The sequence below is a fragment of the Methanobacterium bryantii genome (assembly GCF_002287175.1).
Taxonomy (GTDB): Archaea; Methanobacteriota; Methanobacteria; order Methanobacteriales; family Methanobacteriaceae; genus Methanobacterium_D; species Methanobacterium_D bryantii.
In genome coordinates this window covers 124,402-143,467 of sequence record NZ_LMVM01000039.1, presented here as the reverse complement: position 1 = coordinate 143,467, position 19,066 = coordinate 124,402, and the positions used below count along the sequence as shown (strand labels likewise).

The window sequence follows — 19,066 nt, the reverse complement described above, 5'->3', positions numbered from 1 at the left end:
TTTATTGATCTACAGGTTTAAATCCGTTTTTCTCCCATACTGCCAGACCATTAGAGGAGGTTATGTAGTCTTCAAACTGCATAGCAAGGTCCTTATTTTTAGTGAAAGTGGTTAAACCAACACCAATGGTAGCAATGGAATTCTGGTCCTCTGGAATCTGTATTATTTCGATTTTACCTTCAGAAGCACTTGCATTTGCTATATCTTCTGTTACTATAGCTGCATCAACCTGGCCTGATGTGAGGTAGGTTAAGAGCTGGTTTACAGTAGGTGCATAGACAACAACATTACTTTTAACTGCAACTAAGTCGCCTGTTTTATTGAGTATTTTTATACTCTGTTTACCGACAGCGGTACCGTTGGTATCTCCTAAAGCAACTTTAATTCCAGATTTACCCAGGTCTTTTACAGAAGTTATATTTTTAGGGTTTCCTTTCTGGACTGCTATGACTGGTATGTGGTATACTATCGGTTTAACGGTACTGTTATCGATGTAACCTTTACTTTTAGCATTGTCCATAAATGTCAGGTCTCCTGGAACTACCATGTCTGCACTTTTTTGGGAGCTTAATGTTGCAAAAAGCTCTCCACTGTTGCCGTATTGTATATTAACTGTTGTACCCGGATGTTCTTTTTCAAAATTCGTTTTTAATTCGTTCATAGCTTTCATAGTGCCTGCGCCAGCTAAAACAGTGATATTTCCGCTTGCACTGTTCCCGCCTGTTAAGACGCCGCTTGCATATATGCCTGCAACTATAATTACAACGGCTATGACTGCAATAATTGCGATGTTTTTTGTATCCATAATTCGCCTCCTATTAATACGTCCTAAAAACTGATAAGACTTAATGTGAACTTTATAGAAATGTATATATAAACGTATCGTTATGAATATTTTCTCTAAAAATATAAATATAGGCTTCCCTAACAAATTTAAAGGAATATGAGGTTGTTATATCCAAGTGATGAAAAGTGCTATTCAAATTATAACAACTAAAATGAACTGAAAAAAAACAGATTTGTTTTAAAGCAGGTCTTCTGTGCTATTATAGTTTAAATAAGTATAAAAAAAGAATAATTAATTAAAAAACGTGTACTGCTGTGGCTTTGAAATAGGTCCAGACTGATTTTCCTATATTTAACTCCATATCTAAAAATGACTGCCGGGTTAAAAATACAACCAGCGGTTCGCCTACATCAATAGTTAACTTTATTAATGCTCCAGTATCTACTATTCCTATAATTGGCCCTTTAAAAACGTTTCTAGCACTGGTTTCAACTTTTTGTGTAGATAGTATAATATCTTCAGGCCTTACAGTTATGTGAACATGCCCTTGTTTCTGTTCAGTGGAATATATTGATATATTTCCAGTATTTATTATAGTGAGTCTTTCTCCGTCTTTTTTAGCGGTACCTTCGATTATATTTTCTGCCCCTACAAAATCGGCCACGAATTTGTCTGCAGGGTGCCTGAAAATTTCAGTTGAGGTACCAACCTGGGAAATTTCACCGTTCCGCATGATTGCTATTCGATCAGCAAGCATAAGTGCTTCATCGAAATTATGGGTGACATGAACAAGGGTCACATCGAATTTTCTATGTATCTCCTTTAATTCCTGCATTAATTCATCTCTAGTTTTCCTGTCCAGTGCACTTAATGGCTCATCCATAAGTAAGATTTTGGGATAAATGATTAAGGCACGGGCTAAAGCTGTTCGCTGCTGTTCTCCTCCGCTTAAAGTTCTTGGCAGGCGGTCTGCAAGGTGAGAAATTTTAAGGAGGTCCATCATCTCCTCGACACTGGTTTTTATTTCTTCGTCCCGGACTTTTCTCACCTTCAACCCAAATGCAATGTTCTCAAACACGGTTTTGTGTGGAAAAAGCATGTAGTTCTGGTAAACAAAGCCGATTCCTCTTTTTTCTGGGGGAAGCGTTGTAATATCCTTGTTGTCCATGTAAATTTTACCCGAATCAAGGGGCCACATCCCTGCAATTAATTCTAGAAGCATGGTCTTACCAGATCCGCTTGGGCCTAAAATAATGAAGTACTCGCTGTCTTTGACCTGCAGGTTAATGTTATTTATTTTAAATTCTTTCCAATCATGTGAAAGGTTTTCAATTCTTATCATAGGTTCTCCATCCTTTTATAAGAATTCTAACTAATATAAACAGTATTAGACACAGTGATATAAGGATAACAGCCACTGGAGTTGACTCTGATAACCCAAAGTTCACGAATCTTTGGTAAATAAGCGTTGGCGCTGCCAGTGGGTAGTAAGCTATGATTATAATGGCTCCAAATTCACTTATTGCCCTGGCCCAGCACATTATGGAACCAACTGCGATGCTCCTTAAAGCGAGAGGTAGAGTTATAACAAAAAATGTTCGAAGAGGCCCTGAACCAAGCGTACGGGCTACCTTTTCCATACGGGGGTCAATACTTTCAAACCCTTCCCTTGCAGAGTTTACAACGAAAGAAGAACTTACAAAAAGCATTGCAATAACAACACCTGGGAGTGCATCTGTAAAGATGATGCCAAATTTGCTGAACGGTGCTCCAAGTATGCCTCCTGATGTAAAAACAAGCAAAAGTGCAATACCACTTACCGTATGAGGTATTACAACTGGAATATCAATTATTGACTCTACAAGTCCTTTTCCGAAGAAATCGTGTCTTGCAAGGATATATGCAAGTGGTACTCCAAACAGGAGGGCTATAACTGTTGCTGCAAGTGCTGAATACACACTGACAAATATAGATTTAATTACTTCTGTGTCCTGAAGATTCCTCCAGATAGAACTGGGATCTGAGGACACCATCAAATTGAGTATGGGAATGAAAATGAACAGGATCAGGAAAGATCCCATAAATGCGAAGAAAATGGTTGTATAATCTAGTTTTCTCATACTATCAACTTTAAAATAAGTATCGTTTTATAATTTTTAGTTTTTACTACTATTTATATCCTGCAAAACGTCTTAATACAATAAAAAAAATAGATAGGAGATAAATTCTCCTAATATGTCCATTATTCGCCGCCGGTTATGTACTGCTGGAGAGCTTGTGGGATATTGGTTGAATCGTTAGTTGCTATTGCTGGGCTTATAGGTTCCTGGAAGCTGTTCTGGATTATTTGTGTACCGGTTGGGCTTAAAAGCAGCTGTACAAATTCTGTTGCAAGCTGTTTTTGCGGTGCGTTGTTCAGTACGGTAATTCCGTAGACGATAGGTGATAATTTTATTACTTTGGTTTTATTGGCGTCGTTACTGTCGCTGTACTCTACTAAACTTATTTTTTTGTAATCTGATTCATATTGTGTGTCGTTAAGGCTTAGTGAACCTGGAAGTTCAATGTATTCCACACCTGAACCTTTCTGCTGCTCTGCGATGTTTTTATATACAATGGCATAATCAAGAGCACCGGATTCCAGGGACGGCATTAACTGTGCTGCATCGTCTCTTATCATAATGTGGGAGCCTGGATTCAGGTTGGATGGGGCGTTTATTGCGTATCCTGTACCGTTTGCTTTAGATGTAATTGCAGAATTTGCGGCAACAAGGCTGTTGAATATATCGCTGTTATTGTAATATGAATCTGCAAGTTTTATCATCATAACAGCACGGTATCCTGCTGGATCAGAGTTTGGATCGCTGAAACCAAATTTCACGTCTGATTGGTTGAATATCTGGTACCAGTTAGTGCCGTTAATCTGGCTGCTGTTTTTACTTTTGTTGGTGTATGCAATTACCAGGTTGTTACGTGCATATTTAACATTCCAACTGGTGTAGTTAGGTATCAGTCTCTGATCTATGAGACCGTAATCAGCTGATGCCATAATATCGGCACTCTTATTTAGATCAGTTATCTGTCTGATTGCAGCTTGACTTCCGGAATAGTGTATTTCTACGTTGACGTTTGGATGCTGGTTTTTAAATTCCTTTGCAGTAGCATTCAATTGACTTCCCAGGCTGTCTGCAGCATATATTACTATAGTGCCGCTTTCTGATGAAGTTGAGTATGTATTGTATCCATACACTCCAATTGCGGCGACAGCAATTATTACAATAGTTATTATCGTTATATTCCTGTTGTTCATATTTTTTGCCTCCAAAACCCTCAAACACTTCGTGTTCGGGGCATTAAAAATCTACGATTTTTAATAGTTTTCTATTTTGGGTTCAGGAAATTCAGGATGAATTTCCTTCAACCTCCTTATTATGGGTAATATTGGTTTAAAAGAAACGGATCTTTTCAAAAAGATAGGCCTCTTTTTTCATATTTGCGAACAGAATATATAAACATATCGAATGAGCCCTTTATTTTAAAAAAGAAGCAATCTGGTCTATTTTCAGTTGTTTACCAATTTAACAAATTAACACACGTTATATTTGTTAGGGGAACCTATAAAAAATGTAGTTAGGTGTAACTGGATAAAAAACAAATAAAAATAAAAATGATATAGTTAAAATGCATTTAATTATTATTTTAAACTTTAATTTATGTATATTTTATTATCTGGACAATTATAACTTCTTAATTAAGTTGCAGATCGTCTTCAGCACCACAGTTAGATTGCTGCTGTTTGGAGTTAATGGTAATCTGTAATTTTACGTTTGAAGTTACTTTTTCTGACTCGGCTGCTACTATTCTATTTTTTATACGGTTTCTTGCACTTATTTTAATAATATCCTCCCTTTTAAATGTAGATCATATTTTGAGTATTATGAATTTTGGAAAAAAGAGTTGAAACTTGAAAGAATTAATTGAATGTGCTGATTATGAAAATTATACCTATAATAAATTTAACAGAAGGTAAAGTCCTGCAATAAAGATTATGGTTCCAGATCCTATTCTTATCCATTTGGAGTATGTGATTAATCTTTCAAAATTCAATTTTGAAGCAAAAATCCCTATAAGTAGTAATGTTAAAGAATATCCTGCTGCAAATAATGTCATATTAACTGTAGTATACAGTAAGTTTCCAGTGGATGCGCTGTAAGTTGCTATAGCGACTATATATGGGCCGTAACATGGGGACCATGCAAGACAGGTCAGAAAACCTAACATAAATGATCCTGTATTTTTGTTATTATTTTTAGGGGTGTAAGAATGTTTAAAAATGTTTTTGTCAATAATAAAAAATATTCCAACTCCAATTAGAAGTAATGCTGCGGTTATTCTAAAATAGAATAGATAATAATTTATTGCGGCTGTAAATAAAACAGTTAGTGTGGTTATAATTGTAAAAACTAAAAAAAATCCGAGGATGAATGCTGTTGTTTGTGAAAATTTCTTCTTTAGAATGGAATGCCCCACAATTATTGGTATAAGTGGCAGTACGCAGGGGGAAATTACTGATGCTGCACCTGTAAAAAAAGAAATTAAAAAGCTTATATTCATTTTATGCTCCATTAAATCCAATTTAACAATTGATCGGCTGATACATATCCTTCCTGCCTTTTTATTTCCTGGCCATTTGAATTTAGAATGACCAGTGTAGGAAGTTCGTAGATTTTGTATTGTGATGATAAATTGGGGTTCTGATTTGTATTAATCTTAACTGCTACATAATCCTGGTTGAGTTTTTTCCCGACACTTGAATCCGAAAGTGTGTTTTCACTAAGCTGCTTACAGTAAGAACACCCTTCACCGTAGAAATCTATGAAGATGGATTTATTGGTATTTTTGGCTTCTTGAAGTGCTGAATTTAAATCAGTGTGCCAGTTTACACTAACGTTGGATTGATCACTAGTTACAATGGACTGTCCAAATACAGCTAAAACTACTGCAGTGGCCACCAGAATAACTCCAAGACCAATAAAGAATTTATTCATATTTCACCATGGTATTTAACTTATATTACTTTCTTTTAATGAAATGGTGGGGAGTCACCGTAATCATTATTTAAGTTCTGATTATTGCAGTATACTCCCGGATTTCACTAGAAATTACTCCCTGAAATCCAGTAATTTCTTACTGTATTTTCACTAAATAGTGGTAGTCTTAACTTATCATGCTGGAATTCATTCCAGACCCTTTCAGGAGTTTAGTAACCTCATCATCGCTTAGATCATAATGGTAAAATTCAGAATAGAACTCTTTAACTTCACCTGTTAAGTCTAAATTCTTGAATTTATCTGGGTAAAGTATTTTAGCAGTCCATGGAATTCCAATAATCATATTTGCACCGTCTGGTTGGCCAAACCATTTGAAAGGGCCCTGTGGAGCAAGATACACTCTTTTATTTTTGACGGCAGTTATTTCATTCCAGCTGGAATTCTTGTAAACATTCGAATAGAATGTTGAGTCTGAAGTTATAATAACATCAGGATTCCATTTTAAAACCTGTTCTAGGGATACACTGACTATTCCTTCTCCCCCGGCCTGAGCACTAACCACATTTTTTCCACCACAAAGCTCAATTAATTGTGTATGTGCAGAGCCTGAGGGAGCGGTTTGAAGTCCAGTAGAACCTTTGGCATAATAAACAGTTACTTTTTCACCGTCTGATATACCGGATACGACACTTTTAACTTCTTTTTGAACTTTGGAGTTGAACTCATTTAATTTTTGGGCTTCGTTTTCTTTTCCCAGTACTTTTCCGAGGAACTCAATGGAAGAGCTAAATGAGGTAACATTACTGGTATCAGCCACACCAACATCTGGTATTGAACCTAGTTGTTTCTGTCTTGCGTTGAGGGTGGCCACCGTAGCCGCATCTTCCGATCCACAATCAGATGTTGAAACGCTATCAAATATCACATCAGGGTTCATTGATATGTATTGTTCGTAATCAGCAGTTTGTGATCCGTACCATCCTCCCGCTGATGGTAAGTTTTTATATTGATCCGGCATGTATGCCTGTTCTTCAGCTGTTGTCTGGTAATTAAAAGCGAGTAGCTTCTCAGGAGCTAGCATATATACCATGATTGTTGTAGTTGGAGAAGTTGCCAGTACATGATTTACAGGAGACGGAACAGTCAATGTTCTGTTAGCCATATCTGTTATAGTGGTGTTACCTCCCATTGAGAGATATCCATTCTCTGTTAGATAGTGCCCTCCCACTGATGCTGTTATTAAGAATAGTGCTGCAATTAAAATAAAATAATTCTTCATTTCATCACTCTCATAATTTATTGTAAAGTATCATTTTTCATTAAATTCGGCCAGATAATGATTTTCAAGTATTCCTCATTAATTTTCTAGATTTAATGCATTATATCATTTATATTCCTTTAAAATGAAGGAATTGGTTAATCTGATTTTTATGCATCCAATAAACTACTGGCTGACCATGATAAGCTTACCCGTTTTAGGGTCTTTATAAACCGTTCCCATCTGTTGGTAATTATTGCCTGACCCTGATTGATTACCTGGAGTATCATTGATGGTTTGGCCCGTGCTAACTGAAACTGAATTTGGGCTAGACCCTGATGATGACTCTGAAAATAATGTAGGATTGCTCTGTAACGCCATGATGGCAAATATCATAAATCCAAGTGCCAGAACCAACATACAGTCTGTCAAGCTACCCATTCCTGAGGAAGGATCATCATCATCTTCGTATTCTAAAAACTTCCTTTTTCTTGGCATTTGTCCAGAACCTCCAGCGTTGAATCAATTATTGCGTCTAAAATGGATAAATCATCAGCATACCATTTTTTCCTGTATCTTGATATGATAAAACCTACTGAACCAGCTGCTAAACCTGCTATTGTGGTATTAAATGCTAATATTAAAGCTTGTGCTAATGAATTTATATCTCCAGTTCCAAGTGCAGATAATCCTGGACCTAAAGGGATTAAAGTTCCCATAAGTCCCATAGTTGGACCTAACCTGACTAATATGTCTGTTCTTTGAGTTATATTTGAAAATTTGAGTTCTTCTTCCTCAATTAGTTTTGTAGCAAGTGCCCTTCTTGATTTTGAACCAATGTCGTGGTTGGAGATAATTTTTACCAGCACTTTTTTCTGGTCAACAGGGAGTTCGCTGTCTTGAACGTGTTTCGCCATTTCTTCAGGATTAGCTGATTTTGAGATGGCTCTTATTAACGCTTCTGTTTTATCCACATCGAATTTTGATTTTGAAAATTTTTCGGTTAAAAAACTCCCTAAACTTAAAACTGCATATACTATAAAGGCTAGAAGAACTAATATAACGGGTATAAGCAAGCTTTGAGCTATTAAATATAATAAATTACTTAAAATTTCGCTTCCAATAATTTCCATAAGAATCACCTGATCTATTCAACTGTTGTGTGTATTTAAGACATTATTTTGATTGTTTAGTTTTTTTGGTCTTTTTAAATGCTGTTAACTTTATTCTTTGCAGGATATCTTCCGTGCTTGTAATTTCCTCTCCTTTGAAGTAAGCTCCTATTAAGAAAATCCCGATCAATCCCATTATAAGGAAAATCAATGATGAAATATCTGAATTTATGGATAATGCGCTTGTTTGAACCGAAGATAATTCCGCAATATTTGGAATAAGTGCCGCGCTTATTAAAAAATAAAATCCATTTAAAATCATGAAATTTCCAAGTAAAACAGGATATGCCATTTCTGCATGCCTTAAAATTTTAGAAAATGAATAGAATCCTATTATTGCTAAAATTAATGCAATACACATAAATAAATTGAACTCCAGGAAAGAAGTTGTTATTTCTTTACTTAAAAGTACTGCAGTGGACATAAATCCTGCAAAGTAACATGCAGATGAGGACAACATGGCCGCTGATTTAAGAGAGCACAGTTCTTTTTTTGTTTCTTTCCATTTTTTAATGGTGTAAATCCCACTTAAAAGGGTTATAACCCCTATAATTCCAAGTACTGCAAAGATGCAGTAATTAATAGTGCTGTATAACGTGCTGTTTAAAAAAGTAGCCAGTACGCTTATGATCAGCGTGACTAAACCATATGATATTGAAAATGCAAGGGCCTCCTTTTTGCGAATCTCTGTAAAGCCCATTGCAAGGCCAATATTAACACCAAATAATAAAACCAAGGATACAATTAAACATTCCCATACTAGTTCTGCCATCGTTAACATCTCGTAATATAATAATTAATTAATTTTTTTATTTTGAAAGATTTTCACTGTTTTATACGTGATTAGAATTTATTGATCAATCTTAGCTCGATAGGGATATATAAACATATCGATGGGAATCATTAATTATGGAAAAATATTAACATCATACGCGTGGGAAACTGGCGTGTTTGTAATAAGTTTTTAAATTGAATTTTATATCGAGTTAAGCCTATTAAATTCAAAAAAAAATAAAACCTTCAAACACGTAGTGTTTGGGGCATGCGAAAAATGAAATTTTTCGGGCCACAAACTGTGTTTGTAGGCACCAAAAATCCTCAAAAAATCTACGATTTTTTGGGACCCTCAAACGCAAAGCATGCAAAAACTCCGTTTTTGCTTGTGCCAAAATCGTAGATTTTGAGCAACGTTTGGGGCATCGGAAATCTTTGATTTCCGAAAGGTTAGAAAAATGCAAAGCATGCGAAAATCAAAGATTTTCGCGGTTACAAAATCGTAGATTTTGTAAACATTTTTCTAAAATTCATAAAATTTTTGAGTGAAAAAAATGGTTTTATTTTTTCGATTTTCTAATCATGCTCATGAGATCTTTTCTGTAGTAGCCTCCAAATATCACAACAATGAGAACTATGACTCCGAGTATACCCCAGAACGGGGTATTTTTAGTGGTGTCATCAATAAATAACTCCTGTGCTGTTTTAGACTGTCCTGATTGCTGTCCGTTGGATCCAGCTTGGCCGGAATTTCCAGAGCTTCCTGCATCTGCTGCAGCTGTTGCAAGTCCCACGCTTGCAGAAGAACCTGAAGAAGCGCCGTTACTTGAACTACTGCCTGAAGTACCTGAATTACTTGAGGTTCCAGGGTTATTTCCGGAACCACTGCCTGGACCGTCACCTTCATTGCCAGAACCGGTACCGTTATTACCAGAGTTGCCTCCAGAACCGGGATCATCATTTCCTCCAGAACCAGGATCATCTGGATTTCCGAATAGATAATTTATAATGGAACTATATGCAGTGGATACAGTTAATCCATAAGCAGTACCGACTACGTCACCATTAGCTAGATTTGTAAAGACTGCAGTTGCTACCCCATTAATTGTCATAGCTGTTACTGAATAAGGACCGTTCTTGAATGTTACAGCAAAGGACGGTAAATCTGTTACTATTTCACCAGTGTTACCATCACGGAACACCACTGAAAATTGATTTTTTCCAGTCTTGACCATTTCCATTGTTATTTGAGGATCATAAGTCACCTGTTTACAGCCTGATCCAAACAAGTTTGACCCGGGTATATAGTCCCCTGCAGCCATACATGATCTAAAGTCCATATTTGCATTTTTAAGCATTACATTGTGTTCAATGTGGAACGTTGATGATGGTGCATAATTTTCTCCGAGTAAAATCCCGTTTCCATGGTACATCTGCTGTTTGGTTATTTTTTTAATGTTTCCTGTAATTAAGTTTCCACTTATGTTCAGGTTTTCACTTGCGCAGTTGACATGGATTCCGTTGTCGTTTTCTTGCATGGCGTTACTTGCTATGGTAACGTTTTTTGTGGTCCCATTCAGCAGTATCCCGTCTCTGTCGTTGTTGATGAATGTGTTGTTTTTAATGATGGCATTGGTTAAGTTGAGGGCTGTTATTCCGTAGTAGTTTTCGTTGATCTGGTTGTTAGTGACAGTGACATTTGTTGAGTTTTCAAAGTATACTCCACTTCCACTGGTTGTTGTGTTCCCGTTTTTCTTGATGGTGTTGCCGCTTATGGTGGTTTTGTTGGAATTTTTAACAGATATTCCGTTTTTGGTGTTGCCGGTGATTTGGCTGTTATTGGCGCTGGTGTTTGTACTGTTTTCTATGATTATTCCGTTTCCGTTGTTGTTGATATTGCTCTGGTTTATTTGAGTGCCATTACTGTCTGAAATGTCGATTCCTATGGTGGAGTCGCTTACAGTGCTGCTTCTGATGGTGGTGTTGGAACTTCCGTTTATCTGGACTGCTGTTCCGCTGGTTGAACTTATCTGGTCGTTGGATATGGTTACGTTGCTGGTGTTTTTTATGAGTATTCCTGGGCCTGTTCCTGTGTTAACAATGGTAAATCCTTTTATTGTGGTCCCTGCTGCTTGTGTTCCGTTGATTGTGAATACTGGTAATGTGCTGGATGTGGTTATTTTGGTTCCCACGTTGCTTATTATGTTCAGCTGTTTGTTGATGGTGAGCTGCAGGTTTTCATAGAGTGATCCAATGAATTCTATGGTGCTTCCAGACGCAGCGTTGTCAATGATGGATTGAATTTCTGCGTTGGTCATTCCTGAAGTTACATTGATGTTGGTGTTGACTGCTGTCTCTGATATAGTGTATGTTTCTTCGTAGACTGGGCTCCAGTTTCCTGAAGAGTCTACTGCAGCATATTTAAGTGTTGTTGTACTGTTTAATGTAATTGAACTGGTGTAAACATGCTTTATGCTGCTAGTTTGTGGGTCGCTGCCGTCTGTGGTGTAATAAACAGTCAGTTTATTGCTGTCATCAGATGAGTTTAATGTCACGGTTTGTGTTGTGTTGAACTTCCCTCCATTTGGACTTATAGTCACTGTTGGAGGTGTAATGTCACTGATTGTAAGTACCTGTGCTGCTGTAAGGGTTTCACCGTTAGCTAATGTTGCAACCAAAGTAACCTTGTACTGGCCTGATTTGCTGTAGGTGTGTGTTGGGTTCTGCTTGGTAGAAGTTGTCCCGTCACCGAAATTCCATTTCCAGCTTGTAGCGTTATTTGAAGTGTCGTTAAACTGCACATGCAACGGATTAGAGTCGATTGTGTAGTTGAACTTGGCTGCAGCATCACGGAAAGCCTGTAAATTATTATTGATTCCAACGTATAATGTGCCATCAGAATCAATTACAGGATTACTGACTGCTGAATGATCAGTATAATTCCATTTAAGTATTCCATTTGAATTTACTGCAAAAATACTGCTACCTGCTGTGAAATATAGGGTTCCATTTGCATCAATCACGGGGGATGAAAGGGAACTTGTTCCAGCGGTGTAATTCCATTTTTGTGTTCCATCTGGAGTTAGCGCAATAAGGGTACCTGAATCTAAAAGATATATGATTCCATCGGATCCTAGGGCCACAGCACCATATGATGCCCTTTTTGTAGTATATCTCCATTTGAGTGTTCCGTCCGGATTTATTGCATATAATGCAGGTTCACCAGAAAGCGCACCGCCATAAGCCAGTATGTAGATGGTTCCGTCTGTTCCAATGGATGGGGAGGAATACTGGTGGTTTCCAAAAGCATATGACCACTTTATGGTTCCATCTGGATTTACTGCATACAAGAAGCTATGGCCTGGAACGTAGATTGTTCCATCTGATGCTATGGCTAAGTTGCCTTTTATGAAACTTGCATTAACAAGGCTTGCGTTCCATTTAATTGTCCCGTTAGGGTTTATTGCATATAAGGCAGGGTCAAGGAAGCCGCTGTTATCGTAACATGGTATGTAGATGGTTCCGTCTGCTCCAACCGAGGGTGAAACTTGATCGGATGAATAGATATAAATTTTCCATATCAATGTTCCGTCTGTCTTTAATGCATGTAAATAACTACTTGCAGAAATGTAGATGGTTCCGTCCTTTCCTATGGTTGGGGTACTTACCCATGACGAGCTTCCAGTATAATAACGCCATTTTATTATTCCAGTGGGGGCCAGTGCGTATAAATACCCATTACTTCCAGCGTATATGGTTCCATCTGATCCTGTAGCTATACTGGTGTCTGCTGATGGGTTTATTTCGCTGTTGTTCCATTTTGTGTTGTTTGTTTGTGGGCCTGTGTAGTTTGATAGGCCTGTGTTGTTGTTGTCGCCTTGGTATGTTGGGTTTGAGGAGTTTGTTAGTAGTCCTCCGGTTCCAATTACGAAGTTTTGTAGGTATAGTGCGCTCCATTTTCCTGTGGTTGTCACTGCTGCGTATCTTAAGGTTGTGGTTTTGCTTATAGTGATTGGTCCGGTGTATTTTATTCTTGTGCTGTTTGTTCTAGGGTCTGTGGTGTCGTTTGTATAGTATATAGTTGCTTTTGAGTCTTCGCTGGTTAGTTTTACTGTTTGTGTGTTGTTGTATGTTCCACTTGCAAGGCTGCTGTTTACGAGTATTGTGCTTCTGACCAGGAGGATAGTGGAATAAGTGCTGGTCCCTGCAGCGTTGGTCACTGTTAATTGGACCAGGTAAGTTCCCATAGTTGCATAAACGTGTGTTGGGTTCTGTTCTGTGCTGTTTGTCCCATCACCGAAATCCCAGTACCATGATGTAGGGACGTTTGAACTGGTGTCTTTGAACTGTATCTGGTTGCAAGCGGGTGGAGCTACAGTAGGAGCTGTTCCCCAGATAGTGCTTACTGTGAAATTGGATACAGGGGGGTTGTAAGCTTTGATATACTGTGTGAATCTTACAGTACGTGTCTGCCCATTGCTGCTGGTTACAGTTAGGGTCACGGTGTAGTACCCTGCATTAGCGTATTTGTGAACAGGGTTCTGTTCTGTGCTGGTAGTTCCGTCTCCGAAATCCCAGTTCCATGAAACAGGGGAAACGCCTGAACCTGTAAACTGCACAGTTAAAGGAGCAGATCCTTCAGTCTGATTGGCCCTTAAAACCGTGTTTGCTATGGCGTACATGTTTTTATCATAACTTCCAAAGTACAGTGTTTCATTTGCACCAATGGCTACAGAACCATAGATACCACTTCCGGTGGTATAAGTCCACAGCAGTGTTCCGTCGACGTTAAATGCGTAGAGTTTGCCGTCGGAACTTCCCACGTAAATGATTCCGTTAGCACTAATCGTTGCCATGCTGCATATAGCGCCTCCAGTGGTGTATTCCCATTTGAGTGTTCCACTGTTTCCATTATCAGTTACAGCATAGAAATTACCACTCTGGCTTCCGAAGTAAACGGTTCTGTCAGCTCCAACTGCTGGACTGGAGATTATTGGACTATATATAGTTTCTCCTGTGGAATAATTCCATTTGAGTGTTCCATTTGGATTTATTGCGTAAAGATTACCGTCAACTCCTCCTGCGTAAATGGTTCCGTCAGATCCAACTGCTGGTGAACCTTGCAGGCTTCCTCCTATGGTGTATTTCCATTTGAGTGTTCCGTCTAGATTTATTGCGTAGAGTTTACCGTAATTACTGTAGGATTCACCACTTTCAAAGTAAATGGTTCCATCTGATCCTATGGCAGGACCTCCTTCTCGGCTGTAAACATAAGTTCCAGTGTCGTAGGTCCATTTTAAGGTCCCATTATGGTACAAAGCGTATAATTTACCGTCAGTGCTTCCAAAATAAATGGTTCCGTCAGATACAATTGTTGGTGTGCCTACAAGGGATCCTGGAGTCTTATATTTCCATTGGAGCGTTCCATTGTGGTTCAAAGCGAATATGTAGGGTCCTGATAATGTATAAATAGTACCATCCGCACCAATTGTTGAACCACCTATACTGTTTCCAGTGGTGTAAGTCCATTTGACGGTTCCGTCAACGTTAAATGCGTAAAACTTACCATCATCACTTCCTATGTAAATGGTCCCGTCTGATCCAATTACTGGGCTGCAATGACCCGATATGGATTTTCCTGTGGTGTAGTTCCATAGTGCGGTGTTGGTTTCGGGGCCGTTGTAATTTGATAGGCCTGTGTTGTTGAGGTCGCCGCCGGATTTAGCCCAGGTTGTATCATCAAGCCCTCCAGTCCCTCCAGTCCCGCTGCTTCCGATTACATAGTTTTGTATGTAAAGTGGGCTCCAGTTACCATTGGTATCCAGTGCCGCGTAGCGTAACGTAGTGGTTTTGCTTATGGTGATCGTTCCACTGTATTTTGTTCTTGTGCTGCTTGTTCGGGGATCTGTGGTGTCGTTTGCATAGTAAATTGTTGCAGTGGTATCGCTGCAGGTTAACTCCACCTTTTGAGCGGTTTTGTAAGTTCCACCAGTGAGGCTGGTGTTAACTGTTGGTAAAACTGTGATGTAGTTACTTTTTGTTAAACTGTCGCTTCCAGCAACATTGGTTACTGTAAGGCTGACACTGTAGTTCCCATTTTTTGTGTAGTTATGCACAGGATTCTGCTTGGTTGACGTTTTTCCATCGCCGAAATTCCATAACCATGAGGTAGGGCTGCCTTTAGATGTGTCGTTAAACTGTACACTTAAAGGCGTGCTGCCATTGGTAGTGTTACTTGTAAAGTTAACAGAGGGTGAGTTAGCTGCACTCGCACTTCCCATTGCTGAAATACAAATAAACACAGCAAAAATCATGAGCAAAACAAATGATTTATAATTCATATTGCCTCCTTTTTAATTATTATGAATCCTAAAAAGATCCATATAATTAGTAGGCATGATATGGATATATAAGCGTATCGATCACTAAAAACTCTATATCACTTATTTGATCATATTAGATTACTTAGGCTCCTCTAACTGATATAAAATAATTATAGCTAACTTAATTATAATTTAATGGATTAATAATTTATTTTATATTTATTTATGTTTTATTACTAACTTTATTATGATAAAATGGATATTAAAACCATTATAATCATTTAAACATTAATAAAATGGATATAGGTATATCTAAATTAGAGATTTACATCATTAGAAAATATCGAAACGTATATACATTCATATTAAAGTGCTGTTTGATTGGTAGAATATATGGGAACAGGGATCTTTCTTATTATTTAGCTAATGTATGCTGGTGCGATGTGATTTCAATTGAATCTCAAAAATAGGTGATACTTGCATGATTTTCATGTTTTAAAATGTTTATAGTTTATAATTGGATAATCATCTATTTTTTCAGTTTCCAAAAAGCATTGTTGGAACCGTTAAACAAGACCTGTCAAAATTTAAAATAAGTGGTGTGTATTAAATTTTTTAAAAAATAGAATTGTAGTGAATAACTTCAATCTTTAACTTGGAGAAATGCAGTTATTCACGGAAGTATGCGGTTTTTATATACTTATTCATCTATAATCTGGTAATATGATCCACTGAAACAGGAAGTACAGTAAGCTTTTCCTCCTTTCAGGTGATGTTTTCCATCCATTACAACTTCACCGCAGTCAGCACAGGTTACTATTTCCAGTGGTTTTCCAGGTAAATCATTTGGATCGATTTTAACCGATACTTTTTGGATTTCAAATAGTTCTTCTGCAGGAGTCTTGTTTATTCTTTCTATAAGCTCTTCTGTTGTTTCATTTTCGTCTCTATCTTTTTTATTAGCACCTAAATCTACAACCCGGATTGCTTCACCAGTATCTATATTGACGAATGTGGCCGCGAATTTACCGTAGTGCATTGGTTTTAAGGACTTTTTACCTAAGGATGTTCTTGTTACAGATAAGACTGCATCAGATATGCACCGGTCAATTTCAGTAAAGACTATCAATCTTTTATCTTTCTGTCCAGGTTTCATTCCCATTGTTTCCATACCATACATGGCTAATTTTGTTCCCATAACGATTCCGCCGCATATATCGCCGTGGAATTCTCCTGCTTTCTTTAATAATTCCATATAGTCACTCATATTATCACTGTTTTTTTGTTTATTTAAGAGCAATTATTCTTGATCCAGTTAGAACTAGTATAAAAAATTCTTATATTAATCCTACAATCGTTAGCATCTTTTAATATATTGATTAATAGCTCTTTTAGTTTTTTAAGCTAATCTTATAGTTTAGATTTAATATAGCTCGATAGGGATATATAAACATATCGCAGGTGTGGTGTATCATTTGAAAGATAGGGATATCCCATAGTTTTGACTGTGAAAATTAGTAAATGCAATATATCTGTTTTTAAAACGCTTTAATCTTAAAACAAAGTAGATTTTATCTAAAAAAAATCCTCAAAAATCCCTTATCTGGGAATTTTTGAGTGAGTAATTGAAACTGCTGTTTTAGTATCCTACAACGTATTTGTACTGGATTTTACCGTTGTCGTTGAATGTTATTTTTTTGGTTCCTTTGGATGTGACCTGCGCTTTGACTTTGAAAGTGTAGTATTTTCCTGCAGGTACAGTGAAAGTCCATGTTTTAGTAGCTTTATTGTAAACTGATGGGTAATTAACTTTGACAAGTTTCATTCCCTTTGGTAAGGTTATTTTAACTTTAACAGTTCCAGACTTGTCTTTTCCAGAGTTCTTCACTGTGGTTCCCAGGTAAACATATTTACCGGTTTTAACCTTGGAATTGGTGAGGATTGAATTGGAATAAGACAGTTTAATGTACTTATTTATGGTTGTCTGTAATGTGTTTGAATATACTGTGTTTGTATTAGTTCCAGTTATTTTTGCCTGGGATTTTGTTATTCCTGACAGTTTAGCCTTGGCAGTTATGTACAAGGTAAGTGTTTCTCCTGCATTTAAGTTGCCTATGTTCCATACGCCGTTGTAATATGACCCACGGGTAGGCTTTGTGTAACTGGAATAGTATGTAGGGGAAAGAATATTGCTTACTTTAACATTTGTAGCATTTTTTTTGCCGCTGTTTTTAACTGTAATTTTGTAAGTTATTGTATCTCCATTTTTTATAATGGACTTGCTGACACTGGAAGTAGCTGAAATATTGGCCTTTAAAGAAGGATTATTGGCATCGTTAACTGTAAGTGTATCTTTCATTGCTGTATTAAAGGTACTATATGGTGCTACAACAAAAATGCTGTTGTTTGTATCTTTATATGTACAGTTGGTGAAATCCACAGTTGCGGTCCCATTTACCACCAGAACATTTTTCCAGATATCTCCTACGTCAGCTGCGCCTTTGCTTGTGTTAAATTTATTTAAGAAGAATGTAACATAAAATGAACCAAAACCCGTAGATGTTAACCCTGTATTTTTGTTAATAAATGAAACAGAATATATTCCACTTGTAATCTGTTTAATCTCGCTCATTACTGCTTCACTGCTAACCTGTATCTTGGGGCATACGTTGTTTAAACCACCGAAGCATGTTTCGCCTATCCACACAGGTGCTGTATCAAGTCCAGTATCTTCATTATAAATGAATCGTATTACATCTCTACCAGTATGTCCGCTGATATAATTGTCTTTAACAGTATCCGTAGTTTCTGTTACGTTTGTTACTCCTGTATCATAGCATATACCCATTTTACCGTTCATGTAGATGAAATTACTGCTAATGTTAAGGCCGTGGATAGTTGCATTGATATAAATTCCTTTACCATTTCCAGTAGTTGCATTACAATTCTTATATATACTGTTTCCTGTTATGGTGGTGTTATTGCATGATTTTAAGATATTTATTCCAATATTTTGATTAGAACTGATATTGTTGTTGTTTATGAGGGTAGTGGAAACATTCTCTCCAAATAGAATTCCATTTCCACTGTTAGCTGTTATTAAATTACTTAAAATGTTAGTTAAGCTTGAATTTAATATTTGGATTCCTGAAACAGATTGTGTCAATGTATTGTTTTTCACAGTTATATTGCCGCTTCCAAAGACATTGACTCCTGTCCCGTCGCTGCAAATTATTGTATTGTTCAATATATTCACGTTACTGGTGCCGTTGATGTTTATACCGTATCCCTGATTATTGTTGTTTATTTTAAATCCTGAAATATTAGTCCCTGCTGCGGCATTGTTAATGGAAAATGCAGCAAGGTTATCTGATCCCTGCGGTGCTTCCATGGGACACGCATAGAGTTGTGTTCCAACACTGCTTACTATATTTAATGGTTTGTTTATCGAGAGGTGGATGTGGGTATACTGCGATCCTGTAAATAGTATTGTATCTCCAGGATTTGCATTATTAATAATGTTCTGGATGTTTGTGTTTGTCTGCATCCCCATATCGGCTTCATTTATAGTCCATGTCGCTGCAGACACTGTTTCGCTGAATGCAACATTCATGGTCATCATGCTGATTACAATAAGCGGTAGCAGCAGCCATTTATTAAATTTAATATAAACTCCTCCTTTAATAAATAAAATATTTAAA

General features: G+C 37.2%; 13 protein-coding genes. All 13 read right to left on the bottom strand.

Annotation, left to right across the window (positions count from 1 at the left end; all coding sequences use genetic code 11):
• Window position 1: 1 nt before the first annotated feature.
• A complete protein-coding gene (gene modA, locus ASJ80_RS14795; protein ID WP_069584498.1) occupies window positions 2-805 on the bottom strand; it encodes a molybdate ABC transporter substrate-binding protein in 804 nt (267 codons plus the stop codon).
• A 277-nt stretch (window positions 806-1,082) separates the two neighbouring features.
• On the bottom strand, window positions 1,083-2,129 hold the full coding sequence (gene wtpC / locus ASJ80_RS14790) for a tungstate ABC transporter ATP-binding protein WtpC (RefSeq protein WP_069584497.1): 1,047 nt from the start codon (window positions 2,127-2,129) through the stop codon (window positions 1,083-1,085).
• Window positions 2,116-2,907 (bottom strand): tungstate ABC transporter permease WtpB, encoded by a 792-nt coding sequence (gene wtpB, locus ASJ80_RS14785; protein ID WP_069584496.1) that lies wholly within the window; start codon window positions 2,905-2,907, stop codon window positions 2,116-2,118. The genes wtpC and wtpB overlap by 14 nt, the downstream gene beginning before the upstream one ends.
• A gap of 122 nt (window positions 2,908-3,029) precedes the next feature.
• Window positions 3,030-4,097, bottom strand: a complete 1,068-nt coding sequence (wtpA, locus tag ASJ80_RS14780; protein ID WP_069584495.1) for a tungstate ABC transporter substrate-binding protein WtpA — start codon at window positions 4,095-4,097, stop codon at window positions 3,030-3,032.
• Between the two features lie 695 nt (window positions 4,098-4,792).
• A complete protein-coding gene (locus ASJ80_RS14775) occupies window positions 4,793-5,401 on the bottom strand; it encodes a cytochrome c biogenesis CcdA family protein (protein WP_069584521.1) in 609 nt (202 codons plus the stop codon).
• Window positions 5,402-5,412: 11 nt separating this feature from the next.
• Window positions 5,413-5,835, bottom strand: coding sequence for a thioredoxin family protein (locus tag ASJ80_RS14770; RefSeq protein ID WP_069584494.1), 423 nt, complete (start codon window positions 5,833-5,835; stop codon window positions 5,413-5,415).
• A gap of 169 nt (window positions 5,836-6,004) precedes the next feature.
• Entirely contained in the window at window positions 6,005-7,117 is a 1,113-nt protein-coding gene (locus ASJ80_RS14765) for an iron ABC transporter substrate-binding protein (RefSeq protein ID WP_069584493.1), read from the bottom strand.
• A gap of 165 nt (window positions 7,118-7,282) precedes the next feature.
• A complete protein-coding gene (locus ASJ80_RS14760) occupies window positions 7,283-7,594 on the bottom strand; it encodes a DUF2149 domain-containing protein (RefSeq protein ID WP_048081405.1) in 312 nt (103 codons plus the stop codon).
• Window positions 7,570-8,229 (bottom strand): MotA/TolQ/ExbB proton channel family protein, encoded by a 660-nt coding sequence (locus tag ASJ80_RS14755; protein ID WP_069584492.1) that lies wholly within the window; start codon window positions 8,227-8,229, stop codon window positions 7,570-7,572. Before ASJ80_RS14755 ends, ASJ80_RS14760 begins: the two co-directional genes overlap by 25 nt.
• 43 nt (window positions 8,230-8,272) lie before the next feature.
• Entirely contained in the window at window positions 8,273-9,040 is a 768-nt protein-coding gene (locus ASJ80_RS14750) for a DUF2162 family putative transporter (protein ID WP_069584491.1), read from the bottom strand.
• Window positions 9,041-9,602: 562 nt separating this feature from the next.
• Entirely contained in the window at window positions 9,603-15,383 is a 5,781-nt protein-coding gene (locus ASJ80_RS17570) for a PKD domain-containing protein (protein WP_069584490.1), read from the bottom strand.
• Window positions 15,384-16,065: 682 nt separating this feature from the next.
• On the bottom strand, window positions 16,066-16,632 hold the full coding sequence (locus tag ASJ80_RS14740; RefSeq protein ID WP_069584489.1) for an FmdE family protein: 567 nt from the start codon (window positions 16,630-16,632) through the stop codon (window positions 16,066-16,068).
• Between the two features lie 372 nt (window positions 16,633-17,004).
• Window positions 17,005-18,987 (bottom strand): right-handed parallel beta-helix repeat-containing protein, encoded by a 1,983-nt coding sequence (locus ASJ80_RS14735; RefSeq protein ID WP_083241015.1) that lies wholly within the window; start codon window positions 18,985-18,987, stop codon window positions 17,005-17,007.
• Window positions 18,988-19,066: the final 79 nt, after the last annotated feature.